27 protein-coding genes are annotated in these 26,158 nt (G+C 61.4%); 12 read left to right on the top strand and 15 right to left on the bottom strand.

What is annotated here, in order from left to right; genetic code table 11:
- Positions 1-120 precede the first annotated feature (120 nt).
- Both AC1D0N_RS05745 and AC1D0N_RS05740 read right to left on the bottom strand, forming a co-directional pair.
- A complete protein-coding gene (locus AC1D0N_RS05745; RefSeq protein ID WP_477242316.1) occupies positions 121-1,227 on the bottom strand; it encodes a flavin-containing monooxygenase in 1,107 nt (368 codons plus the stop codon).
- Positions 1,228-1,421: 194 nt separating this feature from the next.
- Entirely contained in the window at positions 1,422-1,838 is a 417-nt protein-coding gene (locus AC1D0N_RS05740) for a winged helix-turn-helix transcriptional regulator (protein WP_477242314.1), read from the bottom strand.
- 135 nt (positions 1,839-1,973) lie between these two features.
- Between AC1D0N_RS05740 and AC1D0N_RS05735 the strand changes: the two genes are divergently transcribed.
- Entirely contained in the window at positions 1,974-2,561 is a 588-nt protein-coding gene (locus tag AC1D0N_RS05735) for a dihydrofolate reductase family protein (protein WP_477242312.1), read from the top strand.
- Here the strand turns inward: AC1D0N_RS05735 and AC1D0N_RS05730 are convergent.
- Together AC1D0N_RS05730 and AC1D0N_RS05725 are read right to left on the bottom strand one after the other, a co-directional pair.
- Positions 2,558-3,370 carry a class I SAM-dependent methyltransferase gene (locus tag AC1D0N_RS05730; RefSeq protein ID WP_477242310.1) on the bottom strand — a complete coding sequence of 271 codons (813 nt, stop codon included), beginning with the start codon at positions 3,368-3,370 and terminating at the stop codon, positions 2,558-2,560. The two genes, AC1D0N_RS05735 and AC1D0N_RS05730, sit on opposite strands and share 4 nt — an antisense overlap.
- Positions 3,371-3,480: 110 nt before the next feature.
- Positions 3,481-3,909 (bottom strand): VOC family protein, encoded by a 429-nt coding sequence (locus AC1D0N_RS05725; RefSeq protein WP_477243095.1) that lies wholly within the window; start codon positions 3,907-3,909, stop codon positions 3,481-3,483.
- Between the two features lie 205 nt (positions 3,910-4,114).
- Between AC1D0N_RS05725 and AC1D0N_RS05720 the strand changes: the two genes are divergently transcribed.
- The 3 genes from AC1D0N_RS05720 to AC1D0N_RS05710 all read left to right on the top strand — a co-directional run bounded on the left by AC1D0N_RS05720 (position 4,115) and on the right by AC1D0N_RS05710 (position 8,466).
- Positions 4,115-5,317: an MFS transporter gene (locus tag AC1D0N_RS05720; RefSeq protein ID WP_477242308.1), complete on the top strand. Its 1,203-nt coding sequence runs from the start codon at positions 4,115-4,117 to the stop codon at positions 5,315-5,317.
- A gap of 131 nt (positions 5,318-5,448) precedes the next feature.
- On the top strand, positions 5,449-6,084 hold the full coding sequence (locus tag AC1D0N_RS05715) for an ankyrin repeat domain-containing protein (RefSeq protein ID WP_477242306.1): 636 nt from the start codon (positions 5,449-5,451) through the stop codon (positions 6,082-6,084).
- A 159-nt stretch (positions 6,085-6,243) separates the two neighbouring features.
- Complete coding sequence (locus AC1D0N_RS05710; protein WP_477242304.1) at positions 6,244-8,466, top strand: sensor domain-containing diguanylate cyclase; 2,223 nt, start codon at positions 6,244-6,246, stop codon at positions 8,464-8,466.
- A 62-nt stretch (positions 8,467-8,528) separates the two neighbouring features.
- Here AC1D0N_RS05710 and AC1D0N_RS05705 read toward each other — a convergent pair whose 3' ends face one another.
- The 8 genes from AC1D0N_RS05705 to AC1D0N_RS05670 all read right to left on the bottom strand — a co-directional run bounded on the left by AC1D0N_RS05705 (position 8,529) and on the right by AC1D0N_RS05670 (position 17,918).
- On the bottom strand, positions 8,529-9,197 hold the full coding sequence (locus AC1D0N_RS05705; protein ID WP_477242302.1) for an ATP-dependent DNA ligase: 669 nt from the start codon (positions 9,195-9,197) through the stop codon (positions 8,529-8,531).
- Positions 9,198-9,462: 265 nt separating this feature from the next.
- A complete protein-coding gene (locus AC1D0N_RS05700) occupies positions 9,463-9,801 on the bottom strand; it encodes a slr1659 superfamily regulator (protein ID WP_477242300.1) in 339 nt (112 codons plus the stop codon).
- An 18-nt stretch (positions 9,802-9,819) separates the two neighbouring features.
- Positions 9,820-10,380: a slr1658 superfamily regulator gene (locus AC1D0N_RS05695; protein ID WP_477242298.1), complete on the bottom strand. Its 561-nt coding sequence runs from the start codon at positions 10,378-10,380 to the stop codon at positions 9,820-9,822.
- Between the two features lie 2 nt (positions 10,381-10,382).
- The gene (locus tag AC1D0N_RS05690) at positions 10,383-12,749 is read right to left on the bottom strand and encodes a SpoIIE family protein phosphatase (RefSeq protein WP_477242296.1); all 2,367 of its coding nucleotides are present in this window, start codon (positions 12,747-12,749) and stop codon (positions 10,383-10,385) included.
- Positions 12,746-13,924 carry a methyltransferase domain-containing protein gene (locus AC1D0N_RS05685; protein WP_477242294.1) on the bottom strand — a complete coding sequence of 393 codons (1,179 nt, stop codon included), beginning with the start codon at positions 13,922-13,924 and terminating at the stop codon, positions 12,746-12,748. The genes AC1D0N_RS05690 and AC1D0N_RS05685 overlap by 4 nt, the downstream gene beginning before the upstream one ends.
- A complete protein-coding gene (locus AC1D0N_RS05680; RefSeq protein WP_477242292.1) occupies positions 13,921-14,442 on the bottom strand; it encodes a ubiquinone biosynthesis methyltransferase UbiE in 522 nt (173 codons plus the stop codon). The genes AC1D0N_RS05685 and AC1D0N_RS05680 overlap by 4 nt, the downstream gene beginning before the upstream one ends.
- 279 nt (positions 14,443-14,721) lie before the next feature.
- Positions 14,722-16,371 carry a putative bifunctional diguanylate cyclase/phosphodiesterase gene (locus tag AC1D0N_RS05675; RefSeq protein ID WP_477243094.1) on the bottom strand — a complete coding sequence of 550 codons (1,650 nt, stop codon included), beginning with the start codon at positions 16,369-16,371 and terminating at the stop codon, positions 14,722-14,724.
- A gap of 419 nt (positions 16,372-16,790) precedes the next feature.
- Positions 16,791-17,918 carry a helix-turn-helix domain-containing protein gene (locus AC1D0N_RS05670; protein WP_477242290.1) on the bottom strand — a complete coding sequence of 376 codons (1,128 nt, stop codon included), beginning with the start codon at positions 17,916-17,918 and terminating at the stop codon, positions 16,791-16,793.
- A 301-nt stretch (positions 17,919-18,219) separates the two neighbouring features.
- On the opposite strand from AC1D0N_RS05670, the gene AC1D0N_RS05665 reads away from it, so the two are divergent.
- The 3 genes from AC1D0N_RS05665 (at position 18,220) to AC1D0N_RS05655 (ending at position 19,761) form a co-directional block, all read left to right on the top strand.
- Positions 18,220-18,522, top strand: coding sequence for a hypothetical protein (locus tag AC1D0N_RS05665; RefSeq protein WP_477242288.1), 303 nt, complete (start codon positions 18,220-18,222; stop codon positions 18,520-18,522).
- 115 nt (positions 18,523-18,637) lie between these two features.
- Entirely contained in the window at positions 18,638-18,868 is a 231-nt protein-coding gene (locus AC1D0N_RS05660; RefSeq protein WP_477242286.1) for a hypothetical protein, read from the top strand.
- Between the two features lie 161 nt (positions 18,869-19,029).
- Positions 19,030-19,761: a DUF2270 domain-containing protein gene (locus AC1D0N_RS05655; RefSeq protein ID WP_477242284.1), complete on the top strand. Its 732-nt coding sequence runs from the start codon at positions 19,030-19,032 to the stop codon at positions 19,759-19,761.
- 49 nt (positions 19,762-19,810) lie between these two features.
- Here the strand turns inward: AC1D0N_RS05655 and AC1D0N_RS05650 are convergent, their stop codons facing one another.
- Positions 19,811-20,725 (bottom strand): LysR family transcriptional regulator, encoded by a 915-nt coding sequence (locus AC1D0N_RS05650; protein WP_477242282.1) that lies wholly within the window; start codon positions 20,723-20,725, stop codon positions 19,811-19,813.
- A 134-nt stretch (positions 20,726-20,859) separates the two neighbouring features.
- On the opposite strand from AC1D0N_RS05650, the gene AC1D0N_RS05645 reads away from it, so the two are divergent.
- From AC1D0N_RS05645 to AC1D0N_RS05630, 4 genes are all read left to right on the top strand, one after another.
- On the top strand, positions 20,860-21,270 hold the full coding sequence (locus AC1D0N_RS05645; protein ID WP_477242280.1) for a (R)-mandelonitrile lyase: 411 nt from the start codon (positions 20,860-20,862) through the stop codon (positions 21,268-21,270).
- A gap of 79 nt (positions 21,271-21,349) precedes the next feature.
- Complete coding sequence (locus AC1D0N_RS05640; protein WP_477242278.1) at positions 21,350-22,339, top strand: aldo/keto reductase; 990 nt, start codon at positions 21,350-21,352, stop codon at positions 22,337-22,339.
- Positions 22,340-22,374: 35 nt separating this feature from the next.
- Positions 22,375-23,367: an aldo/keto reductase gene (locus tag AC1D0N_RS05635; RefSeq protein WP_477242276.1), complete on the top strand. Its 993-nt coding sequence runs from the start codon at positions 22,375-22,377 to the stop codon at positions 23,365-23,367.
- A gap of 114 nt (positions 23,368-23,481) precedes the next feature.
- Positions 23,482-24,003, top strand: coding sequence for a flavodoxin (locus tag AC1D0N_RS05630; protein WP_477242274.1), 522 nt, complete (start codon positions 23,482-23,484; stop codon positions 24,001-24,003).
- A 532-nt stretch (positions 24,004-24,535) separates the two neighbouring features.
- On the opposite strand, the gene AC1D0N_RS05625 is transcribed toward AC1D0N_RS05630, so the two are convergent.
- Positions 24,536-25,195: a sulfotransferase family protein gene (locus AC1D0N_RS05625; RefSeq protein WP_477242272.1), complete on the bottom strand. Its 660-nt coding sequence runs from the start codon at positions 25,193-25,195 to the stop codon at positions 24,536-24,538.
- 275 nt (positions 25,196-25,470) lie between these two features.
- On the opposite strand from AC1D0N_RS05625, the gene AC1D0N_RS05620 reads away from it, so the two are divergent.
- Positions 25,471-25,776, top strand: coding sequence for a hypothetical protein (locus AC1D0N_RS05620; protein ID WP_477242270.1), 306 nt, complete (start codon positions 25,471-25,473; stop codon positions 25,774-25,776).
- 6 nt (positions 25,777-25,782) lie between these two features.
- On the opposite strand, the gene AC1D0N_RS05615 is transcribed toward AC1D0N_RS05620, so the two are convergent.
- Positions 25,783-26,121 (bottom strand): hypothetical protein, encoded by a 339-nt coding sequence (locus AC1D0N_RS05615; protein WP_477242268.1) that lies wholly within the window; start codon positions 26,119-26,121, stop codon positions 25,783-25,785.
- Positions 26,122-26,158: the final 37 nt, after the last annotated feature.

Raw genomic sequence — 26,158 nt, 5'->3', positions numbered from 1 at the left:
GGCTCCGCACCATTGCCGGAGACCGTTCTCCGCAACTGGCCTAAACGTGCCCTCATGTGAATTGTTCCTCAAGCCCCTTCGACATCGCCAGTTGTCCGACCAAGGGCCAAGGTGCAGTCTTCACCCACCCCGCCGCGCAATGTCGGCCGCCACCGCAATCGCCTCGCGGCCGATTTCGCGCAGCAGGCCGGTGACCGGATTGTGGAAGCCGACGAGGTAGAGGCCGAGTTCGGACGACCGCGCGTTGACACCGCTGCGCTCCGGCTGCAACTCAGCGGCCAAGAACTTTTCGTAGCCCGGCCGGTAGCCGGTCGCGAGGATGACGGCGTCGAACGCTTCCTGCCGGCCATCGGTGAATTGGGCGCCACGCTCGCTGAAACGCAATATATCGGGCGCGATCCTGATGGCGCCCTTGGTGATCGCTTCCACCGTACCGACATCGATGACCGGGATGCGCCCGACCTGGTCGATCTGCTGCAGGATGCCCTGCTTCGGCCTGACGATGCCGTATTTTTCGAGCTTGCCCAGCGCGAGATCGAGAATGATCGGGAACAGCCAGTCGTTCAGCGCCTGCGGCATCGGCCGGCTGGCGATGCCGACCATCTGGATCGGCACGCCGAACAGCTGGCGCGGCACGATGTGGACGCCTTTGCGCACCGAGATGACCGGCCGCACCCCGTTCTCAGCAAGGTCGAGCGCGATCTCGGCGCCGGTGTTGCCCATGCCGACGATCAGCACCGAGCGGCCGGCAAAAGGTGCCGCCTCGGTGTAGTCGGCGCTGTGCAGCACCTCGCCCTTGAAGGCCTCGATGGCGGCGAGCTTGGGAACGATCGGCTCGGCATTGTTGCCGCTGGCGATGACGATATGGCGTGACCGCAAACTGTCCGAACCGGTCTCGACCAGGAAATGGCCATCGTCGCGGCGAATGGATTTCACCGTCTCGCCGAAGCGCGGGCGCAGGTCGAATTTTTGCGCATAGTCGTCGAGATAGCAGACGACAAGCTCACGCGGCACATAGCGCGGATAGTCCTTGGGAAACGGCTGGAACGGCAGCGACGAGAATTTCTTGACCGTGTGCAAATGCAGCCGCCGATAATGCCGCCGCCACGCCGGCGCGACCTCGTTCGCTTTCTCAAGAATGACGAAATCGATCCCTGCCCGCTTCAGGCAGGCGCCGACCGCAAGACCGGCTGGCCCGGCGCCGACAATGGCAACAGTCGTGTCCAAGTGAACCTCCCTCTGCCGATCTCCCCCGATGCCCGGCAGGACAGAGGGGGGCGCTGTCCCGCCGCCTGTCAATCAAATAGCATGGCGCGCTAGGCCCAATTCTCGCTCGAAGCAGATTGGACGCAAGGCTGGCGATCCTTCGCGCCCCCCTCTGCCCTGCCGGGCATCTCCCCCACGAGGGGGGAGATTGGCTGTCATCCAATATGCTCGGCGCGCAACTGCTGCTTCAGCTGCTCCAACGCCGCTTCCCCGCCTGCCGCCAGCTCATCGGCGACCCTCGCGAGTTCACCATCAGCATTGCGATATCTGCTGCCCCAGGCGCCGAGCGTCGCCAGCACCGGCAACAGGTCGATGCCGGCCTCGGTCAGGCGATAGATCGCCTTGAGCTTGTGGCTGGGATCGCCGCTCCTGGTGATGATGCCCTCTTCCTGCAGGGTCTGCAGCCGCTCGGCCAGCGTGCGCGACGAGATGCCCTCGTCGGACAGCAGGAACTCCCTGAAGTGCTTCTTGCTCGCGAAAATCAGGTCGCGAACGATCAGCAACGTCCAGCGATCGCCGAGCAGTTCGAGCGACCGGTTGATCGGGCAGCCGGATTTTTCCCTGGTCGACATTCTATGGTTCCATTTTTAAATCACTTTACTATTGACATCATTTTGGCGATGCGTCAACACTTCCAGAAGTAAACCACTAGTGGCGGGAGCGAGCGCATGGCTCCTTGAAACCGCCGACAGCCAGGGAGTGAGGACATGAGAAAGCTTATCCTGCAGATGCAGATGTCGGTCGATGGCTTTGTCGGCGCCGCTGGCGGTGAACACTGGCAGCTCTGGGAATGGGGTGGCAATTGCCCGTGGGACGACGCGTTGAAGCGGGATTTCAACGCCGTGTTCGCCGGCATCGACACCATACTGCTCAGCCGCAAGATGGCCGAGGAAGGCTACCTCACCCATTGGGGCGATGCGGCGAAGAATTTTCCACGCGACGGTTTTTATGCCTTTGCACAGCGCATCGTCGATGCTGACAAAGTGGTGCTCAGCGACAAGCTCAAGGCGTCGCGGTGGGAGCGCGCCACGATTGCCAGCGGCGACCTGCCGCGCGAGGTCAAGGCGCTGAAGGCCACCAAGGGCGGTGACATGGCCGTGTTCGGCGGCGCCGGCTTTGCCTCGGCGTTGATTGCGGCGAGGCTGGTCGACGAATTGCAGCTGTTCATCAATCCGGCGGCGCTTGGCGACGGCGAGAGGATTTTCGACCGGGGCGGGTTCAGACAGTTGCGGCTGCTCGGATCGAAAGCCTATGCCTGCGGCATGGTGGTCAACCGCTACGCCCCAATGGCTTAGGCCACAGCCACGATGACGTGTGCCTGAATCTTGGCGGCAACCGCGCCACTGCCATGTCTGGCTGCAATCGCAGATTCTGCACAGTCGGTAGCCGCTTCCAGTTTCCCCGCGTCCCTGGCCTCGATTTCGTTGCGAAGCGGCGTTCCCTGGCAATAGGCAACGGCCGGAATGCGCGGCGAGGAGGCACGGCTTTGTTCGGCTCTCGTTTCGATCACCACATGGGAGAAACCTGCGTCTTCCAGGTCGCTGCGGATCAGTGCCGTATCATTGTAGCCGTGCGGCGTGCGTGCCAGGAAGCGCGGCGGATCGTTCGGAAACATCTTTGCCAGAGCATTCGTCACATCATCGGCAAAGACATTCTCCTCGATGCGATCCCATACGTTGAATAGAAAACGGCCTCCGGGCTTCAGGACCCGCTTTGCCTCGCGGTAGGCCGATGTGCGGTTGGGAAAGAACATCGCGCCGAACTGACAACAAACGAGATCGAAGACTGCATTTTCAAACGGCAGCGCCATCGCATCAGCCTGGCGCCATGTGATGCGACTGTCGGGCGCTTGTCGCGAAGCGGCGTAGTCGAGCATCGGCTGGTTGAGGTCGGTTACGACAAAGTTTGCGCCTGGGGACAATTTTGGCGCCAGCACGCGGGTGACAACCCCGGTGCCAGCTGCAATTTCCAAAACGGCACCGGGCGACAGGGACGCTGCCCGTCGTGCAAGATCCGCGGCGAACGGCTCGAAAATCAACGGCACCATGTAGCGGTCGTAGTTTTCCGGAATCGAGCCGGCAAATACCTTGTCCGTTTGCGACATTGCTACCCCCTGCCGTCCGATCGATGGCTGGCGAGACTAGCATAGAATTGTTGCTTTGGGCCGCTTCCGACAGAGAGGCGTCAACTCCGCGAAAGCGGATGAGCCGCGCCTTAGAACGTGATCGTCACCGAAGCAGCACTGCGCGTCGCAGCCCCGTGAAACACGGCCTCGATGTTGTTGCCGTCGGGATCGAGCAGGAAGGCAGCGTAGTAGCCAGGGTGGTAAGGCCGCTCGCCCGGTCCGCCATTGTCGATGCCGCCGGCGTCGAGGCCGGCCCGGTAGAAAGCGTCGACCATGGCGCGGTCCCTGGCCTGGAAGGCCAGATGATGGCGCCCGGTCAGTTGTCCCCTCGCCGCTCGGCTGTCGACGCTGGAGATGAACAGCTCGTCGGCCCAGAAATAATCTGCAGCCTCACCACCGATCGGAATACCGAGCACCTTGAAGACAGCTTCGTAAAAACGCCGGCTGGCCGGGAGATCTTTGACCACCAGCTGGATGTGGTCGACAAGGCGGCCGCGATGAAGCTCCATGACTGCTATCTCCCGTTTCACAAGACCGGAAACCTATCGCCGAAAAGCGCCTCGTCAATTCGGCAGAGCTTTTTTGTGAGCTCGCCGCGCCGACTGGATAATAAATGCAACCGGATTGTCGGATTCGAAATCCCGCCAACGTCCTTCGGACGCAAGCGGCGTGACGGAGCTCGAAACAGGTCGCGCCGCGTAGACATGATGTTGGGAGAAAAGCATGAACTTTTCCTATCGTTGGGTCATCGTGGCGGCCGGCGCCCTGATGAGCTGTGTCGCCATCGGGGCGATGTTTTCGCTGGCGATTTTTCTTGAGCCGATATCGCTCGACACCCACTGGTCGCGCGCCGGCATATCGAGCGCGATGACGCTGAATTTTTTGGTGATGGGCGTCGGCGGCTTCGCCTGGGGCGCCATCTACGACCGCCTCGGCGCCCGCCCGGTCGTGCTGGTGGGCGCTACGCTGCTCGGGCTGGCGCTGGTGCTGGCGAGCCAGACCGGGTCGCTGCTCAGCTTCCAGCTAACCTATGGCGTGCTCGTCGGCCTCGCGGCCAGCGCCTTCTTCGCGCCGATGATCGCGTTAACCACCGCCTGGTTCGACACCAACCGCAGCCTTGCGGTGTCGCTGGTCTCGGCCGGCATGGGTGTGGCGCCGATGACCATCTCGCCCTTCGCGCGCTGGCTGATATCAGCCTATGACTGGCGCACCGCCATGTTCGACATCGGCGTCATGGCCTGGGTGCTGCTCTTGCCGGCGGTGCTTCTGGTGCGGCAGCCGCCCAAGCTTGTCGCCCATGATACCACCTCAGGCCCTGCCGCCGAAGGTGCCGGCATGTCGGTCGGCCAGGCGTTGCGCTCGCCGCAATTCATCGTGCTCGGCCTCACCTTCTTCGCCTGCTGTGCGGCGCATTCCGGCCCGATCTTCCATATGGTGAGTTATGCCATGCTGTGCGGCGTTGCACCGATGGCGGCGGTCACGATCTACAGCGTCGAGGGCCTGGCCGGCCTGGGCGGCAGGCTGATGTTCGGCCTGCTTGGCGACAGGCTCGGCGTCAAGCCGGTGCTGATCACCGGGCTGGCGATCCAGGCCGCGGTGATCGCGGCCTATCTTGCCGTCAGCCAGCTCGACCAGTTCTACATGCTGGCGGTCGTCTTCGGCGCCACCTATGGCGGCGTCATGCCGCTCTATGCGGTGCTGGCGCGCGAATATTTCGGGCCACGCATCATCGGCACGGTGTTCGGCGCGGCAACCATGCTGTCCAGCCTCGGCATGGCCTTCGGCCCGCTGGCCGGCGGCATGGTGTTCGACGCCTACGCCAACTATTCCTGGCTGTTCATCGGCTCGGCCATCGTCGGACTGGGTGCGATGGCAATCGCCATCGCGTTCCCGCCGCAACCTAGCCGGCAGTTGCAGGCGGCGTAGCCCGTGCCAAAGCAATGGCCGCTCGCGGGAGCGGCCATTGCATCAGGATTTGTCGTGGTTCCCGTTGCCGGACGCCATCGAAACGGCGCGATGTGTGGTATTCTGGCCTGGCACATCCGGGAGCCACCGCATTGACCAAAAGCTTGGAAGCCGAAGACGACAGAGGGTGGTCGAGCCTGCTGGTCGCCGCCGAAAAGGGTGATGCGGAAGCCGTGCAATCGGAGCTGGCCGCCGGCGCGGATATCAACCAGGCGGACGAAGGTGGTTGGTCGGCGCTGCATCTTTCGGCCCTCAACGCCCACACCGCGACAGTCGAAGCGTTGATCGAACACCCCGAAATCAACGTGAACTCCCGAAACAAATGGAAGAGCACGCCGTTGAGCCTGGCCGCAGCCAAGGGCCACTACGCTTCCATCTCGGCCCTCGTCAAACATCGCGCAATCGACATCAATGCGACCGCCGACTATTACGGCCGCACGGCGCTGATCGAAGCCGCCAAGAACGGGCATCTGGGCATCGTGAAGCTGCTGGTGGAACATGGCGCCGACGTCAATCTGATGGACAAGTCAGGGCGCAACAATGCGCTGATCGAGGCCATCAAGGGTCGGCATTTCGCCATCGCGGAATATCTGCTGGAGACTCGGAAGGTGAACTTCCTCAATCGGGATATGCGACTGAACGCCATGATCTGGGCGGGAAGCTGCCACAACCCTCAATTCATCGAGAAGCTGGAAGCCGCCATCAGCAATTTCTTCGACGGCAAGTGACCGCGAGGCAGCGGCAATTGCCTTCATGAACCGCAGCGAGATAAGCTTCCAGCTTGGTCGCCGTTAGCAGGTTAATAAGCATTTGGTAATAAACACAGGAGATGAACTACAAGCTCGATCTGGCGTGTAAGATGCCCTCGTTCTCAGCGAGTCGGTAACGTGCGCATCAAAAGCTTGATCATCCTTAGCATGACGAGCGCCGCGGCGCTGATCGGGCTGGTTGGCGGCCTTGCGATCTTTACGCAGATGGCCGCGACCAGGTCGCTGGGTTTGACCGAGGCGACCAACGTCGCGCGGGAACTGGCGGACACCATCGTCTTCAAGCCGTCCGACGGGACCCCTTCGCTGTTCGAGCGGCCAGAGGCGCTCAAACAATTCATGGAGCACCAGCATCGCCGCATGCGTCGAGATTTCCTGGTTCTCGACCGCAACAAGACCGTCGTTGCCCATGCCGCCGACGAAGAGCACAAGATCGGCGAAAAATTCGAACACGATTCCGGTAACGAAATCGGCCAGACGCTGGAGGACGGCATCCCGCGCAAGTTTGTCGACACGGGGGAAGTGAACGCCATACTCGCCGTGCCGATCGAATATCCCGAGGATACGATCATCGGCGCCGTGCTGCTGGAATATGATCCTGTCCTTCATGCCGCTGAAGAGCGCACCAACAGCCTGCTCTGGCTGGTTGGCCTCAGCGCCGCGGCGGCGGTGCTGGTCGCGGTGGGGTTTGCATGGATGCTGCTCAGCCGTTTCGGCTCCGGTCTCAAGGATATGATGGGCGGCATGGCAGCGCTGGCGAAGGGCAATGCCATGACGCGCATCAGTCATGCCCGCAAGGATGAATTCGGGCAGCTGGCCGACGGGTTCAACACCATGGCGGACCAGCTTGCATCGGCGCGGGCGCATGTCGAGGATATCGTCGAGACGGCGGCCGAAGGCATCGCGGTGCTGGACGTCGACGGCCGCATCGCCAGCGCCAATCCAGCGGCCGCAACGATGATCGGGCGGCGCGCCGACAAGATCGTCGGGCAGCAATGGGATTCGGTGCTGACGGTGCGCGACCCGAGAGGTGGCGCGTTCGCCGCCGGCGCTTCCCCCATTGAAATGGCCTTGGCCACCGGCCGCCAGCACCAGGGCGAGGTGCGCCTGACCAGATCCGATGGCTCGCATGTGCCGGTCATCGCCAGCTGCAGTCCGCTCAGCCGCTCCGACGGCGGACTGGTCCTCACCCTCAACGACATCAGCGAGTTGCGCCGCGCCGAAGGGGTCGTCAACGAGCGTGCCGATCAGATGGCGGTGCTCAACCGCGAGCTGCACGAGAAGTCGGAAACCACGACCCGCCTGGTCAAGCTTGGCGAGCTGCTGCAGGCCTGCGTGACCTTCCCCGAAGCTTTTTCTGTGGTCGGCACGGCCATGACCGAGTTCCTCGGCGGCTTGAGCGGAACGGTGCATTTGACCAGCGCCTCGCGCAATCTGGTCGAGGAGATGGCACATTGGGGCGACATCCGCTCGAGCGCCACGCAATTTGCGCCCGAAGACTGCTGGGCGCTGCGGCGCGGCCAGGAGCATGTCGCCGGCCCGGGCATGCTGACTCCTCGCTGCGCCCATATCACGGAGAACGGCAAGAAGGGCTATGTCTGCATGCCGCTGGCGGCGCAAGGCGAGACGCTGGGCATCCTGCATCTGTGCGAGCCGAACGCAGTCGAGAAGCCGCAATGGCTGGCTGAAAGGCAGCAGATCCTGCGCGGCGTCGTCGACACGCTGGCATTGGCGCTGGCCAATCTGCGCCTGCGCGAGACTTTGCGGCAGCAATCGATCCGCGATCCGAACACTGGCCTGTTCAACCGGCGCTATCTCGAGGAAACAAGCAGCCGCGAACTGCGCCGGATGGAGCGCTCGGCCCAGCCGCTGACGATCCTCATGCTCGACGTCGATCATTTCAAGCAGTTCAACGACACGTTCGGGCACGAAGCCGGCGACCTCGTCCTGAAGCAGGTCGCCGCGACATTGATCGAACATGCGCGCGACAGCGATGTCGTGTCACGCTACGGCGGCGAGGAATTCGCCATCGCCATGCCGGGATGCTCGCTCGAGGAAGGCGCCGAGCGGGCCGAAGCGCTGCGCCAGGCTATCAGGCAGCTCCACCTGACGCATCGCGGCCGCACGCTGGGCACCGTGACGGTCTCGTTCGGGGTCGCCGCCTACCCCGAGCATGGCGCGGGCTGGGCTGAAATCACCAATGCCGCCGACCATGCGCTCTACGAAGCCAAGGGCGAAGGACGCGACCGCGTCGTCGTCGCCAAAAGCGGCACGCCCGGCGAGCGGCCCCCGATCCAGCTGGTATCGGCCGCCGCGAAAGCGAGTGTGGACATCAAGGGCTAACTTGCTGCCCTGGCTGTCCGAACTGCAATCAGCCAGCGCTGGCGAGATACCGTCTCTCGCCGTCACGCGTGGCCATCAGGGCCGCTGGAGCCGTGCCAGGCTCGCGAATGACGCCCGGCAATTCGGAAATCGCGTTCCTCGAAACATCTGGCCTTCAGCCATGTGGTCGACGATCCGCTCCGGTAGCGGCTGTCGGCGCGCTTCGAGATGATGCCCTCAAGCCCCATCTTGTCGATGGCGCGGAGGATCGCCAGCGCATCGCCGTCGAAATGCTCGCTGTACCGGATCTTGCCGGCGCCAGGCTCAACCAGTTGCCACAGCGCCTGCTTGCGCTGCAGCAGGGGCAAGGGGGCAAGATTGCGACCATCGAGATGGAGGATGTCGAACGCCACGAACACCAGCCGGCTCGGCTCATCCCAGATCGCGGATTCCAGCGCAGGGCAATCGGGAGCGCCCTGCTCGCCCGGTACAATAACCTCGCCGTCGAGAATGGCAGCCCTGCATGGCAGCTCGACTGCCAGCGCGATCGGCCAGTATTTTGTCGTCCAGTCATGGCCGTTCTTGCTGAAAAGGCGCACGCCGCCTTGATCGATGATGAGCTGCGTCCGGTAGCCGTCGAACTTGACCTCGTGAACCCATCCCTCATCTTCGGGCGGTTGCTCGACCGGTGTCGGGATCTGCGGCGGAATGAACTCCAGCCGGCCGCCACTGACCTTGCTACGCTTACTCAATGGACACCTTTGACCGCGTAGCGGGAGGCGTTGCCGGCACAGGCAGCGACACCCCAGCTTTCTGGACGCCTGCCGCCTGTGCCGAGCCCCCGCCAGACCCGTTGCGAACATCTACGGACGAAGTCGGAATGTCGTTAGCTTCGCATCCAGATACTTATCCTGGCGTACATATCTCGCTCTCGGTGCGGCGATCTTGCACCGACCGGCCGACGCCGCCCAGGATTGCCGCTGGCTCACGCAGTCCCTCGGCCAATTTCGGGCGACCTTAGTCCATCAAAAGCACCAGGGCGGGATGCAGCTTCTTCAGGTTCGGCAGTGATTTCGATTGCCAGGGTATGTCGGGCGTTCCACGCACGACGAGGCGAACATCGGGATGCTTGCGTACCTCGATGGTAAATTTCGCCAGCAGGTTGATGCCGGAAGAGTTGAGAAAGTGAAGGTCCTTCAGATTGAGTGTAATGGAAGCGGGATTTGAGGCAAGAACACTGGTCGCCAAAGCCGTGACGGGCGCGCCGGCCTCGGAACTGGCAAGCCGCATTGCGCCGTCGAAGAAAATATCGCTTCCTTCGTTCCACACGCGGTAGTCGTCTGTCTTGATTTCCATGGCCTGGCTTCGTTTCTTCTAGTTGTGCGTTTGCGAGATCGGAATGGAGGCATAGGTTTCCAGGCAAATCCGATCGCTTTCGTCGGCGGCGCTGAATATCCAGGCCAGGCGTGCGCCATAGTCGCTCATCAGCGTCAGCAATCCGAGTCCGGAGCGTGACACGTCAGGGCTCGCGGCATTCGCTTCAATTCGCTGTATCAGCAGGTCTCTGGGGTCGCCAACCGTGATGTCCGCCAGGAGGTTTTTGAATTCGGAGACGTTTTCACCGTCGACGTCATTCGACACCTTGAGCTTGAAGCACTCCGAATCCATCGACGCCTCGATCACGATCTCGCCCGGTGCGCGAAACTTGACGGCGTTCTCGATGAGCTCGTTGACCAGATAGCCGATGCTGTGCCGCACTTCGATGTAGTCATTGCGGGACGACCGGAAGCGCAACGCGAAAAGATCGGCGATGAAGTCCGAGGTCGTGGCACAATGCCGCCAACTCAAGTCGAGAGGTCCGTCGAACAGCCGCACCCGACTGACGCTCTCCTTCATCCCGATTGCAATGTCAGGGGTCCCGAACAGCGTTGTCATTGCTATGTGTGCCTTATGATCACGAGGGTGATGTCGTCATGGATCTTCTGGACTCCGATATGGGCCATCAGATCCTCGATGATCCCGATCTTGATGTCCTCGGCGCTCCCGCCTTGACGCTTTTTTGCGCTCTGGCAGAGGCGCTCGAACCCGAATAGCCTTTTGTCCTGATCCTCCGCCTCGGTCACACCGTCGGTGTGCAGCACGATTACGTCGCCACTCTCGAACAGGATGTCACGCGTGTCGATGAACTTCGAGATGTCATTCTCCAGACCAACCGGCATACCCAGGTCAAGCGTATCGATGCGTTCGACCTCCCCATCCGCACGCACGACGAGAACGTCCTCATGCTGGCCGGATAGCGTTACCCGCTCATCCTCGAAGTCAAGAAAGGCCAGCGAGAGATGCTTGCCGGTGTTCGTCCGCTCGATGTTCTTGTAGATTGCTCTGTTCAGCCGGTCCAGAAACTGGTGCGGATCCGCTTCGTCGGTCTCCTGCAGCGCGCGTGCAACGGATTGAACCATCAGCATCAGCACGCCGCTCTCGAGACCATGACCGGTCACGTCGCCGATGCCGATCTTGATCCGTGATCCGTTCTGCAGGACGTCGTAATAATCACCGCCGACCTCGTCGGCCGGCCGCATGTAGGCCGCGATCTCCAGCCCTGGAATCGCTTCGAGTTCGAATGGTTTCGGCAGGACCATCAACTGGATCTGCCTGGCAACCGCCAGCTCGGCGCCGAGGCGGACGTTCTCGTCCTGCAGCTTTTCGTTGAGTGCGGAAATCTCCTGATTGGCGTCGCCGAGCTCCCTAGTTCGTTCGTCGACGAGTTGCTCGAGGTTTTCCGTGTGGAAGCTGATCTGCTCGGCCATGCGGTTGAAAGCGATGCCAGCGGCTCCAACCTCGTCGCGCGTCGGAATGCTGACGCGGACTGAATAGTCCTTGGTCTGGAGTCGCTGGGCGGCACTGGCAAGCGCCCTGAGGCCCGCGGTGATCCGCTTCGAAATTCCGAGCACGGCCGCGAAAACAATCAGAAGCGAAACGATGATCGCACCGATTTGAAAGAGCAGAATACGATTGGTTGCGCGCGAAATACTCTGCTGTGCGGTAAACAGGGACGCGTAGATCTCCCGTTCGGGGACGACGATCCCGACCGACATCGTCTCGGACTTTATCGGTCCCGAACTCCACAGATTGGTCGGCTTCAGTCGCTTGAGGACAACAATGTAGGGTACGCGTTCGCCCTTGTTGTCGAGCATGATGTGCTGGATGACACCGTCATTGTTTTGGCCGAGGGGCAGCGACGCGATAGCCGGCTGCGTACTTCCCCGCAGGGACCGCTCCAGGCCGGTGACGCCCTGCGTGCCCGCGTCGCTTGATGAAGTCAGGCCGATGATCGCCTGGCCCGACGGATTGATCGCCACTACATTGCCAGTCGACATGGTGAGGAAGCCGAACCCGGTTTCAGCGATCTTCACCCTTTCGACGACTTCCGCGAGCTGATCGAGAGTGATGTCTGCCCCGGCCGTACCGGCGATACCGGTGTGATCGCGCGTCCACAGCGGGTGGAAAAAGCTGACGATCAGCTTTCCCGTGATTGCATCGGTATAAGGCGCTGTCTGGGTGATATCGTCAGGGACCGGACGCGAGGCTGGATCCCTGGCCCATTGCTGCCATGAACCATAGATGCCCGGAAAGAAGAACTCCCAGAACTCCGCCTTGTTATGGCCCGGATAGAGCTTGTCGAAGGTCTGCGCCTGGTCCGTATACGGCACCGTCCTGAAGATCGGCCGTTCTTTTGGACCAATATAGTACATTTGCAGTTTGGACGATCCGCTGGCCATGAGAGTCGGCGCGACGAGATCGATCACGGTGCTGTCTTCTATTTCCTTCTGAACTTCGGGCAGCGGAGTGTGATCGGCGCCCAGCAGGTAGCCCCAGACACTGACCACGGAAGGCGCGCCAGGCAGGTTCTGCGCCCAATCACCCTGCGCGTCGTAGACGACCTTCACGGAGCCGGGCGCTTCATGCGAAAGCGTCGCTCCGACCTCTTGCTGCCTCGTCGGTTCGTCGATCTGGGCCTGCAGTACGCCAGCCAGCGCCTTGACGTCGCCGTGAACCCGATCGAGCAGCAGATCGACGCTCAACGCCGTCGATTCGGCATAGGAACGAATGTATTCCTGGTTTGCGGTCGTCAGGCCCTCACCGACTTCCGATGTCGCGTCGCGCGACAGCTTCTGAACGTTCCAAAGCGCCAGGCCACCGCTCAGCAGGAGGTCGAACAGGACGGCGCCGCCAACGACCAACACGAATTTCGCTCGAAAGGAGCGCAGGCCGAAGCGCGGCGTAGGCTCATTGTCGGCTTTCATTGCGGCCGTCGCCCCGATGCGACCCAGATCGGCCAACCCGCATAACCCTTGGGATGGAGCGCAGCGAAAATGTGATCCTCGAAGCCCTGCCGGAACCGTGCGACGAACTCCGGTCCATCGCCGCGCCTAGTCGCCATCTCGCCCGCATAGACATCCGCCCAAGCCGCAATCACATCGGCGAAATCCTGCGGATCGCTGTCCAGGTTGGTGACCATGAAGGTCTCCACACGGATATCTTCGAATCCTGATTCCATCAGGTATCGCCGGCTCTTTGGCCCAAGCTCGACGTCCATCTCGAAATGCCCGAACAGCTTCGCCACCTCGTTGTAGGTCCAACGGATGCTTTCGGCGCGCGGCTCGCCGAGGCAATGCGAATTCTTCTCGTTGGTGATGTAGACCCGCCCGCCCGGCTTGCATATGCGGTAGAGCTCCTTGAGGATGAGTTCAGGCCGATTGAATATCTGGAGGGAATGCCGGCAGGTCACTAGGTCGAACTGCGCTTCGTCGAGCAGCATCTCCGACGCATCTCCATAGGTATATTCGATGCCCCGGATATCGAACTCCCGCATCACCTGTCGGGCATAGTTCAGGCTCGATATGGAGTGGTCGAGGGCGACGATCCGCGATGGCTGGAACTCCTTCTGCACGAGCACGGCGAAATCGCCGATCCCGCAACAGATGTCGGCCATGACGATCCCCGGCCTCATGCCGTGTCGCGGCAAGATTGCGCGCTCGTGGCGCCAGGTCATCTTCGTCTGTGAACGCAGGATCGGAACGAACCCGCCTTCCTCGAGGAAGCCCTGTCCCGGATAGAATTCGCTGTCATACTCCTCGACCGTGATGTTCGGCTCGATTCCGCTCAAGCGACCGAATTTTCGCGAGGTCCATCCGACGACGCTTGACGTGATGACGACGAATTTGAGATCGGGCCGAGCGCGGCAGGCGTCGATGATGATCCTCGAAAAGGCGTGAAACGCGGCGTTATTCATCTGCGTCAGGCGTCTGACATTGACGTAGAGAACGCCGCGCACACGGCCGATCGCATCGCGGAGCAATGCTATGCTGGGCCCAAGCTCATCGATTGCCTGAGGCCGGACCACCCCGGATATGGAGAACTCCTGGTTGTTGGCGTCATATTGCGCCTTGAAGCGCGGGAGGAGGTCGTAAGGGCTCAATGTTGCAGACCCTCAAGCGGAAGATCCACGACAAGCTTGATTGCATCACCATCGGCTTCCTCGACCCTGAGTATCGCGTTGTAGTCGACAGCCAGTTCCAGGAGCACGACCTCCCGGCTGGGCGCGAGATCCCCCGACACCGAATTGAGGTATCGCTCCCTGGCTTCTGTTCCTGCGACGTGTGACACGGCCTCTTCGTAGAATTGGCGCTCCTCCGGCACGCATGGGAACGTCAGCTCGATCCTGTCCGTTGCGCCGTGGCGGGACACCCTGCATGCCAGTTCACCACCGGCATGGCGGGTACGAAAGGCGACTTCCAGTAATTCATTGAGGGCAGAGGAGAAGAGATTTGAATGCCGGACCGAGTCTGATCTGTTTTGACTGATCATCCGGGCCATGTATGACGAGACATAATGGCAGTGACTCCAGGCGGAGACGAAAGCTTTGATTTCCATGTCGATCTGGATCATGGGCGCAAAAGTCGGCTCGCCAGCCAGCTCATGATGAACAGGTCCCATAGGCATCCTCCCTTGTTCCATCGGCACTGAGCCCTGGTAGGGCGATGGTCTCCGCAATGAAAAATTTCACCGCGCGCCGTGATGAGTCACTCTTGCACCGACTCGAAGAATTGAGCGGTATCTGCCTCGATCGTTTTGTACAAATCTCCACTTCACCGTTAACAAAGGGTGCAAGGTGCAAAGCAATTTCAGGAAACCTGCGCAGCGGTTTTCCGTCCGAAATTGCGTAAAAACAAATACTTAGAGCGGGTCGGCGGCACTATGAAAAGCTGAACCGCTCTAAACCGCCCGATTTGATTCCTCCATCGCTCGCACCACCCTTAGCGGGGACCGTCTGATGAAATTGCTGGTTGCCTCGGCTCCGAGCGGGCGTCCCAGGAAATTGCCTTGCAGGCAATCACAATTCTCCTTGATGAGCCACCGCGCCTGTGCCGACGTCTCGACCCCTTCGGCGGTGACGCTTATTCCCAGGCCGTGCGCCAGATTTATGATCGATCGCACGATGGTCTGGCTTTTGAGATCGGTCTCCAGGTCGGCAATGAAGTACTGATCTATCTTCAACGTGTCGAAGGGAAAGTTCTTAAGGTAGCTCAACGATGAGTAGTATGTTCCAAAATCGTCGAGTGATATTCGTATTCCCAGGACGTTCAGCGTGTTTAATGTGTCGATATTGTCGATCGTCTTCTCGAGAAGAACCGTCTCGGTAATCTCGAGTTCAAGTCGGTCGGCCCGGATTCCAACTGCATCAATGACCTGAGCGATGGTATCCGTCAGCGAACCGCTAAGGAACTGAGCCGGCGACAGGTTCACTGCGACCGTCAGCGAGGCGGGCCACGTCAATGCCTGGCGACAGGCTTCCTCGAGCACCCATCGTCCAATCTCGTCCATCAGACCGTCCGCCTCGGCGATCGGTATGAACACGCTGGGTGGAATGATTCCGATCTCGGGGTGCCGCCACCGCAGCAGCGCTTCGAAGCCGATCACCGACGCGGGAGAGCGAATGAGCGGCTGATACTCCAGATAAAGCTCGCCCCGCTCCAGCGCGGTTCGAAGGTTGCGCCTCAGATTCTCGCGTTGCTCGAGCAAGAGCAGCATCGAACGGTTGAACGTTCGAGCGCAACCGCGTCCATCCGTCTTGGCTGCGTAAAGTGCAATGTCGGCGGCTTTCATCAACTGCTCGCCATCGGTCCCGTGCTCCGGCCCGAAAGCAATTCCGATACTCGAGCCTACGAAAACGGGAATGCCGTTGATGACGAAAGGCTCCTTGAACGCGTCGACCAGCGATCCTGCGAGGCGCTCGGCTTCCGCGGGCTGATCCTTTCCCAATTGGATGACGGCGAACTCATCGCCGGCATACCGGTATGCGGATTCACCGTCCTGCAGAGCGTCGCGGATTCGACCCGCCGCGAGTTGAAGAAGCGTGTCGCCTGCTCCATGACCGAGCGTGTCGTTGACCGCCTTGAAATCGTCGAGGTCGATTTGTAACAGTGCGGCTTTCGGCTTTGCTCCACCGATGGCCACCAGCGCCTGCTGTAGCCGCTCGCCGAATCGCCGCCGATTCTGCAGTCCGGTCAGCACGTCGTGCGTCGCCTGATGGAGCAGAATTCCATGCTCCTGCTCCTCCGCCGCGCTCCGCTCGCCGTGCCCCCTTGTCTCGATGATTCCCACACCATTCGCGGCGGCGAAGACGAAAACGGAACGGGGCGCTTCGTCCGATGATCGCGGCAAGTCGATGCGTGCAGGAGTGCCGCCGTGGAACACACGAAGAAATTCGTCGCGGTACCTCGCATCGAGGAAGCTCGGGTAGATCTCCCAAACGGCGGCACCTGGCGCTACCGCGCCTCCGTACACGCCTTTGAGCTTGGTTGCGTAGTGCGTCAGACAGAAGTCGCTGTCATAGAACGACAAAAGTTCGGTCGTGTTTGCCAAAAGGTCAGCGAGAAGCGCTTCGCCGGCACGTGGAACATCGCTTGAGGAAAGCCCCTCACTATCCGTGCCGACGCCTGATGCCTCTGAGTTCAAGAGCCACCTCCATAGGCGGTGCAAATTCGAGTTCCCCAGTCCAGAAATAGCATAACTGCCAAGCTTGGCAAACTTTCAACTCGCTTCTTAACAAGTTCCGCAGCTGCGTTGTTGCAATGCATGCTCTGCCGTGATTGGCGGCAAATTGTCGATATTAATGAACTGTGACAGTTCATTAATAAATCGGCAATTGGCGGGAATTGGCTGTATGATTGATGTCGCGATCGACGCGACACGAAATATTGTGGTCCATGAGCCAGCGTGGCCTTGACCGCCCCTGGCAAGCCCGCTTGAACCTGCTCCATCTCAACATCGCCGATCCTGTTTCAATTTCCAAGCGCCTTGAGCCAACCTTCAAAGGAAGAGGCCTTCTGGTGTTCTGCATGAGAAGCAGAGTGGGCCGGGCGCGGCAACACCACCGTACTGCGGCCTTCGCGGGGGCTGTAACCGAATTCCTTGCTGAATGCCCGGCTGAAATTGGCCGCTGAACTGAACCCGAAGGCCTCGGCAATTTCAACAATGCGCCGGCTGTCCGCCGGATCGCTAAGCGCAATATGGGCTGCCAGAAGCCGGCGGCTTTGAATGTAGTGGAGAACACCACCGCTTGGTTCGAACAACTGATAGAGACGAGAACGCGAGACGCCGAGCGCCCGGCACATTGAACCCGGTGTCAGACGAGCCGCGTCCAGATTGTTTTGGACGTATCGGCGCGCTCGCTCCATCAGCGCGACACCCGCCAATTGTTCGGCGGCGGCAGCATGTTCCGCCGGAGGCGCGAGGCAGGCAATGATCATGCTGCGTGTTGCGTGCACGATGCGGGGCAGATCTTCGCCCGTGAGACTGTGCAGTCTTGCCTCGATGCTGTTGACGTAGTCGACCAGGAGGTTGGCAAAGTTGCCGGACAGAATTGAATTGTTCTTCGCGTCGAGGGTTGCGGCCACATCGGCGAACAAATCACGCGGCAGATAGAGAAAGAGACTTTCGGAGTCCGTTGTCCTCCCGCGAAACGGATAGCCAAGCGACCTGATCTCCAATTTGCCCGGCTGGCCTTCTACAACGCGGCGATCGACCTCCGTCCACGACCGGCCAGTGTGGGGCAAGACGATGCACCAGTGATCGATCGAACTGGACCGGAGTTTTGCGGCAGAACGCATGTAGCTGTGTGCCGCTGCGCGCTGCTGAACGACCAGCATGCCACCGAGGTTCCAGGCCGTGTGGTCGGCGGGAAAGCCATCGTCCGGCGATTTGTCATCCGGCAACTTGACCTCGACAAGCGGAGCCATATGCGCTTGCCAGGCGGCGAACTGATCCACTGGTGCCAGTTCGAGCGTTGAAAAGGACAAAGGCTCGAGCGCCGGCGCGAGTGGCGAAGCTTGCTCGTTGTGAGGTTGAGCTTCGCGCGGCCAACGACGTCGATCACGCTCCGGGGTCTTGCCTTGCTTTTTAGCGTCCATCGCGTGGTGCCATATCCGAATCGGCTATGCCCATGCCCCGCTCAATCATGTGGTGTATCTCGGGTATCTGGCAAGGCTCTGAGGCCGATATCGACAGACCAGCCCGATCAAGCCGTTCGGTGACCACAGCCGCAACCCTGCCGACTGCAGCTGAACTCGCGTCGACAGAGCCGGCGATCACGGTGAGTTGCAGCAACAAATGCATTCCGAGATAAGTTTCTGGATGCGACGCTAACGACACTCTTCAACCCGGTGCATATACATCGAGCATTGTAGAAGCGTAGTTGGGGAGACCCTAGAGATGAACACAAAGCTCAACAGCGAAGCTCGTCGCAAGATAATTCTTGACGGATACGTTAACAACGAGCCGTTGAAGGATATTGCGGCCAAGATCGGATGCTCACTGGCCAGTTTGAAAGTCACCGCCAGTAAAATCGGCTGCACTCGAACGCCGAAGGAGGCGGCCGATTTTAGGCGCGGCTTTCATATACCGGAAAACAAGCGGCAGGATTACTACCAGTTGATGACAATTGGTCAGTATAAAGCTCGCGAGTGCGGGGAAATTTTGGGATTGCTGACAGTTCAATCGTCAGGAAACGAGTAAACTCACCGCAATACACTATCGACGATATTATCGCTGGAGCATTCCATCGCCTCAGCGGTTCGTCGGTAAGAGGCCCGCTGCAGCACGGGCAGCGGGCCCTGAAAGGTTCGCACAGATGCTGCGTCGGCGCTTCAATCGCACCTGCCTCAGCCCTCACGATCTGGCTATTTGCGAACGCGTGTTCGATCGGATCTGCGCGGATGAGCGTCTCGACCCATTGGACCCGGACGCCGAAATCCTGGCGGTGATGGTTGTGGCCATTTTTCGAAATGCTCACACCGGCGAGTGCGAACTGCTGGAAGCGGTCAGGTCTCGTCGGCAAAACGGCGCGGGAAGCGGGCATTAACACACCGCATTCGACCGCGTAGCCGAGCGGGTCTGGCTGAGCGCATAAACTCCTCCAAGGAAAGAGGCTGGAACGTTTCGGCCGACCGCGCGTTGTATCTATTGGGGTGTAGGCCGGCTTGTTTCGGCCGGCCATGGCGTCAGGGAGGCGCGTGGCGGGGAATGTCCCAGGTCAAGACCGTGAAGCCGGCCGAAGCGGCAGCAGCGCCGCGGGCGTCGGAGGTGTTCGCGATGAAGCTCACTTCATCGGAACTGGCAACGACGATGTCGCATTTCCATCGCGCCGAAATCGCCCGCATGGCCGGCTGGCGCGACAGGCTGGACCGGACCAGCAACTGGGCGATCACTGTTGTTGCCGCCATGCTGTCGGTGTCGCTGTCGACGCCCAGCGCCCATCACGGCGTGCTGTTGTTCGCCATGCTGCTCATCACACTGCTGTTGTGGATCGAGGCGCGGCGCTACCGCTTCTTCGACGTCTACCGCGCCCGGGTACGCCAGTTCGAGCGCTATTATTTCGCCCAGATCTTCTCGCCGCAGCCGGACTACGCCTCCAACTGGTTGGCTATTGTCGGCGAAGGCTTACGCTCGCCACGCTTCCTGATCTCGCAGCGCGCGGCGCTGGTGCGGCGGCTGCGCCGCAACTACATCTTCATGTACACGATCCTGATGTTGGCCTGGGTGCTGAAGATCACGACGCCCAGCCTGCAACGCGACGGATCGCCAATCGGCTTCGGCGCCTCGTTCCTCGACGCGATGCGGGTAGCTTCGCTTGGCCCGGTGCCCGGCATCGTTGTCACATGCATTGTCGGGCTGGCCTATGCCGCGATGCTCGCCGCGGCCGTCCTCGTCAGCAGCGAGGAAGGCGAGCTTTCGCATGGTACGGTGCATGTTTGAGATGCCTCGCCTTCCGCCTCTGCCGCGCCGGAGATGCAGCCGGCGTAGGTTAGTCGGGCTGGCTCGCCCCTCGCCCCCGATAGCGCAGCGCCTCGACCAGCACGGCAAAGGCCGGCGAATGCTGCCGGCGGCTGGGGTAATAGAGGTGGCAGCCTGAAAAGGGCGGGCACCAGTCGGCGAGCACGCGCACCAGCCGGCCATCGGCAATATGAGCCAGCGCCTGGTCTTCCGGCAGATAGGCCAGGCCGAAGCCGGCCAGCACCGCGCTCAGCCTGAGCGCGGAGGTGTTGAAGACGAACTGCCCTTCGACCCGCACCTTGAGCTCGCGGCCGTTCTTCTCGAACTCCCAGGCGTAGAGCCCGCCATAAGTCGGCAGCCTGAGATTGATGCAATCGTGCGCCGTCAGGTCCTGCGGCGTTTTTGGCGGCTTGCGCCTGGCGAAATAGGCGGGCGCGCCGACCACCGCCATGCGCATGTCTGGGCCGATACGCACGGCGATCATGTCCTTCGCCACCTGCTCGCCGAGCCTGACGCCGGCGTCATAGCGCTCAGCGACGATGTCGGTGAGACCGTAGTCGACGATGATCTCGACCTTGATGTCGGGATAGTTCGGCAACACCTTCGCCAAAGCCGGCCACAGCACCGTGTCGGCGGCATGCTCGCCCGCCGTGATGCGGACCGTGCCGGCGGGTTTATCGCGCAGTTCGCTCAGCGCGGCGAGCTCGGTCTCGATCTCCTCAAAGCGTGGGCCAATGGTCTGCAGCAGGCGCTCGCCGGCTTCCGTCGGCGAGACGCTGCGCGTGGTGCGGGTCAACAGCCTGAGCCCAAGCCGCTCTTCCAGCCCGCGAACCGTGTGGCTGAGCGCCGACTGCGAAACGCCGAGTTGCGCCGCCGCCCGGGTGAAACTCCGCTCCTTGGCCACCGCCAGGAAAGCGATCAGGTCGTTGACGTTCTCGCGCGGCATTCATGAATCCTCCTCATAGGTGCATGCGGATTATACCATCTAATCCGCCGCCTTCGCAGCCGCTAGATTCCACCCAACACCAATCATCGGGAAAGGCCGGGCGAACGCCGCGGCCGATCGAAGGACTCCAGACCATGGACATCAAGCGAAGCGGCTCTCAAGCCTCCGGCAAGGGACCGGCCGATTGGTTCACCGGCACCGTCCGCATCGACCCGCTGTTTGCGGCAAACGCGCTGGCGCGTGCAGCCGGCAATGCGGTGACGTTCGAACCGGGCGCGCGCACCGCCTGGCATACCCATCCGCTCGGTCAGATCCTGATCGTTACGGCAGGCTGCGGCCGCGTCCAGCGCTGGGGCGGCCCGATCGAGGACATCCGTCCGGGCGACGTGGTCCGGTTCGAGCCCGGCGAGAAACATTGGCATGGTGCTGCGCCGACCACGGCGATGACGCACATCGCCATCCAGGAATCGCTCGACGGCAAGGCCGCCGACTGGATGGAGCATGTCAGCGACCAACAATACCAGGCCGCACCCTGGGCGGCATGAGCATCGAACATCCGACCTGAAACGGAGATCGCGACACGGACGTGGCGCGGCCTCCAACAATTCTTGAAAGGACAAACAAATGCAAAAGCGGAAACTTGGAAACAGCGACCTCGAAGTCTCGGCCCTTGGCCTTGGCTGCATGGGGATGAGCCAGTCCTACGGGGCGCCGATGGCGACGCCGGATGCGGTCCGTCTGATCCGCTCCGCGTTCGAGCGGGGCATCACCTTCTTTGACACCGCGGAGGTCTATGGGCCGTTCACGAACGAGGCGGTCGTCGGCGAGGCGCTGCAGCCGATCCGCGACCAAGTGGTGATCGCCACCAAGTTCGGCATCGACATTGCCGGGACGGCCGGACATGAAGGCATGGACAGCCGGCCGGAGCATATTCGCGACGTCGTCGAGGCCTCGCTCAAGCGACTGCGGACCGACCGCATCGACCTGCTCTACCAGCACCGCGTCGATCCGGTCGTGCCTATCGAAGAGGTGGCGGGCGCGGTGAAGGATTTGATCAGCCAAGGCAAGGTGAAGCATTTCGGCCTCTCCGAGGCTGGCGTGCGCACCATCCGGCGCGCGCATGCAGTGCAGCCGGTCGCCGCCCTGCAAAGCGAATATTCGCTGTGGTGGCGCGAACCCGAGGAGGCGATCCTGCCGGTCCTCGAAGAACTGGGGATCGGCTTTGTGCCCTTCAGCCCGCTTGGCAAGGGTTTCCTAACCGGCGCCATCGACGCCAACACGACGTTCGCAAGCAGCGACTTCCGCAACACCGTCCCACGCTTTGCGGAAGAGGCCCGCAAGGCAAACCAGGCGCTGGTCGATGCGATCGTCGCGATCGCGGCTGAGAAGAAGGTGACCCCGGCACAAGTCGCACTCGCCTGGCTGCTGGCGCAGAAACCCTGGATCGTTCCGATCCCCGGCACGACGAAGCTCCATCGCCTCGAGGAGAACATCGGATCGTCCACGGTGGCGCTGACCGCAGCCGATCTTGCCAACATCGAGAACGCGGTTTCCGCGATTGCCGTGCAGGGAGAGCGCTATTCTCCGCAACAGGCGGCAAGGATCGATCGCTGAGCGATTTTTTCAAACCGCAATCAAGGAGAAAGAAGATGCAAAAGCGCAGACTTGGAAACGGCCTCGACGTCTCGGCCTTTGGGCTCGGCTGCATGGGCATGACCTCGGCCTACGGTCCGCCGGCGGTGAAGAGCGACATGATCTCGCTCATACGGAGCGCCGTCGAGCTTGGCGTCACCTTGTTCGACACGGCCGAGGCCTATGGTCCGTTCGTCAATGAGGAGCTGGTCGGCGAAGCGGTGGCGCCTTTGCGCGATAAAGTGGTGATCGCCACCAAGTTCGGCTTCGACATCGACCTTGAGACGGGCCAGCGCAGCGGCGGTCTGAACAGCAGGCCGGACCATATCAAGGCGGTCGCGGAGGCTGCGCTGAAGCGGCTCAGGACCGACCGCATCGATATCTTCTACCAGCACCGCGTCGATCCCGCCGTGCCGATCGAGGATGTCGCCGGCACAATCAAGGAGCTGGTCGATGCGGGCAAGGTGAAGCATTTCGGTCTCTCCGAAGCCGGGGCGCAGACCATCCGGCGCGCGCACGCCGTCCATCCCGTGACCGCGGTGCAAAGCGAATATTCACTGTGGTATCGCGGCCCCGAGGCGGAGATCCTGCCGACGCTGGAGGAACTCGGCATCGGCTTCGTTCCCTTCAGCCCGCTGGGGGCAGGTTTTCTGACCGGCAATATGGACGCGAACACGACTTTTGCCAGCACCGACTTCCGCGCCAGCGTTCCCCGCTTTGCGCCCGAGGCGCTGAAAGCGAATGTGGCGCTGGTCGACCTGCTGCGCAGCGTGGCGACGGCGAAGGGCGCTACCCCGGCGCAGATCGCGCTTGCCTGGCTGCTGGCACAGAAGCCATGGATCGTTCCGATCCCCGGCACCACCAAACTACACCGTCTGCAGGAAAACCTCGGATCTTCCGCCATTGAGCTTGCGCCGGAAGAGCTCAGGGATATCGACCAGGCGGCGTCGCAGATCACATTGAAGGGTGCCCGCTTGCCGCAAGCGGTGCTCGACATGACGGGCCGCTAGGCGATGGCGCGCCAGCGTCAGCCTGGCATGAGGCGGATATCGAAGGATCGGAGGCAATTCCTCGGTTCTTCCTGGAAGGCAATTTCCGGGCTTGTGACAGGCGGGCTTTTTCTGATGCCAACAATAATCCTCGCCGAGCCGGCAAAGCCGAACTTTGCCGGCCGAAAGGTGCTGATCCTCTATTATTCGCGCACCGGCCACACAAGGACTGTCGCCAACCAGATCCATGGGCTGGTTGGCGGCGACATGGTGGAGCTCCGGACCGTGCAGCCCTATCCGGATGACTATGATGCGCTTGTCGCACAAAACGTCGAAGAACAGAGCTCCGACTACATGCCGCCCTTGCAGACGACAATCGACAATCTTCGGGATTACGACGTTGTCTTCATCGGCTCGCCGCTCTGGAACGTCAGGCTGACGCCGCCGGTCCGCAGCTTCCTGTCCAGCCATGATCTGTCAGGCAAGATCATTGCACCATTCGTCACCTACATTGTCAGCGGCCTCGGCCGGTCCCGGCGGGACATCCAGGAATTGTGCCCGGATGCCAGCGTGCTGGACGGCCTCGCGGTGCTGGGGGAGGCTGCAGGTGAGGCACAAACCGCGGTGTCGGAATGGCTCCGCGGCTTGCGTTTGTAGCGAGCTGGACGGCGGGCCTGGCCTCATCTCAATAGCATGATCAGTCTGGCGCCGGCCCCTTCTCAGGCGATGGCGCCACGTGGCGGCTTTGGGGCCGCGCGCCTGCGGATATTGCGGCATGGTGAGGATCGACAAGCCAGGCATTTAATTCAAATCCGACTGTGGATATTTGCCATCGGGTAAAGCGAATCGGCCATCCCTGTTGAACGGCGGGCAATAAGGAGAAGCTTATGAAGAGCGACTTTGCCGCCGCACACCTCCATCTTGAACGAGCATGCCACTATCTGCGCGGCGACGATGGGACGAGCAGCCATGCCCGCGCGACCTTGGACCTTCTGATCGAGGCAATTGTCGCGGCCCAATACACTCGGCCCGCGGGAGACGTCGTGGAATTTCCCATTGCGGCAAGGCTGCGATAGTCGGCCCTGCCTTTTAGAGCATGATCCCGAAAAGTGGAATCCGGTTTTCGGAAAAGATCATGCTCAAACAAAGGGATACGGCCCATCCCGATTCCATCGGGATGGAACAGGCTCTAGCTTCGGCCTCGCGGATCTGGCGGAGCCGAAGCCGCCGACCTTCCCTCAGCGCGCTGGTTCAGCGCAAATCCCGCCTGAAATTCCCTGGTGTTGTTGCGATTGGGATAGGGCTGGTCCGGCACCGAAACGCGCAGATGCGCACACAGGGGCTCCCAGCCGTCGCCGAGATTGTGGACCAGCAGGCGCTCCGGCTGCATTGTCGCCATGACGGCGGCGACGTTAGCCTCGTAGAGGGCAATCGCGGCCGCGCGGTCGTGCGCCTTGCCGCCGAAGACCTGCTTCGAAACCAAGGCAATGCCCAGCGATTCCTGATCCTGGCTCTGGCTGATGCCGGCCAGGATGGTTTTCTCGAAACTCTGCCACCAGCTTTCCGCAGAGCGCCAAGTGAGGATGACCCGGGCGTCGGGATATACCTCGATCAGCTCGCGCCAGTAATACGCCGATGGCCAGTCCATGCAGGAGGCATAGCCTGCAAACAGCGCACTCCAGTCGGGCACGGCGCCCTTCGCCAGCGCGCGCCAGAGCCGCTTCTGCTCCTCATTGGCGATAACTTCGGACATGTGATGACAGGGGCCAAAACCGAGGATGGTCAGCGCTTCGCGCATCGAATCCGTTCCGGTGCGGCCAAAGCCGGTTCCGATCACCTTGATCGACATCGTTTTTCCCCCTGTGTCGAACCGGCCGAAGTCGGTCCCGTGGCCATGACCCCACGGGCGATTTCCCCGCTGCACGACAGCGGCCATGTCCGCGCCCAGGGAAACACCGGGTGGCGTTGGGCAGTAACCCTTCGCTCTTCATCGCGCATATCCCAGATGCAGCCGAGCCAGATTAGCCGCGAACGATGGAGCTGTCCCCTGCAAAGATCGGTTGACCAGCCTTGGCCGCGAAGCGACTATTCTGCTCGGACAGCCAGACTGCAGGAGGACATGCGATGGACGAGCCCGAACGGTGGCGGCACATGACCAGTGCGCCGAAGGATGGCAGCCGGATCCTGGTCACGATCCGGCCGTCCGAACAGGGGCCGGCCGAGGTCGACCTCGCCTATTGGTCGCGAGCCGATCAGTTCGGCATTGAAGGCTGGCGCGCTTCCGACTCGTCTCCGGGACACGTGATTGGATACGCCGAACCGGAACTGAAGTGCTGGATGCCGCTGCCGACAGCCAATCTAAGCCGGGCTTCCATGCCGGCGCCCTGGGAAGGCGAGGACAGCCAGCAACTGGATGGCTCGGGGATCTAGCGGCGCTCAGCGACCCCAGAGCGTTTTGCTGAATTGCGAGTGAGCCTTCGACAGCGTCGAGCCAATGTCGTCGATTAACTCAAAGGCATTTTTCGCCAAGGCGAGGAAGGAGCGCATTCGCCGGAAGAAAGCGCTCCCGACACGCGCGACCAGTACAGATGCGCGGATCGCAGCGGCCGAGAGATCGAACTTGCGAACCGCCGATGCCCGCCAAGCCTGCTGTCTTTGGAGATATCGCGCAAGCGCAATATCATGACGCAGTGGCATAAGCCCGTCGCGCAGCTGCGGGTTCTGCCAGGGATCATCATGCCAGATGGGCCAGTCAGTCGTGTTCGGGCGTAGCATTGCGTCCTCCTGAGACAAGGGCCTCGTCCGGGCAATC

It is taken from the genome of Mesorhizobium sp. P2_E10 (assembly GCF_056404235.1).
This window is presented reverse-complemented; position numbering and strand designations above follow the sequence as displayed.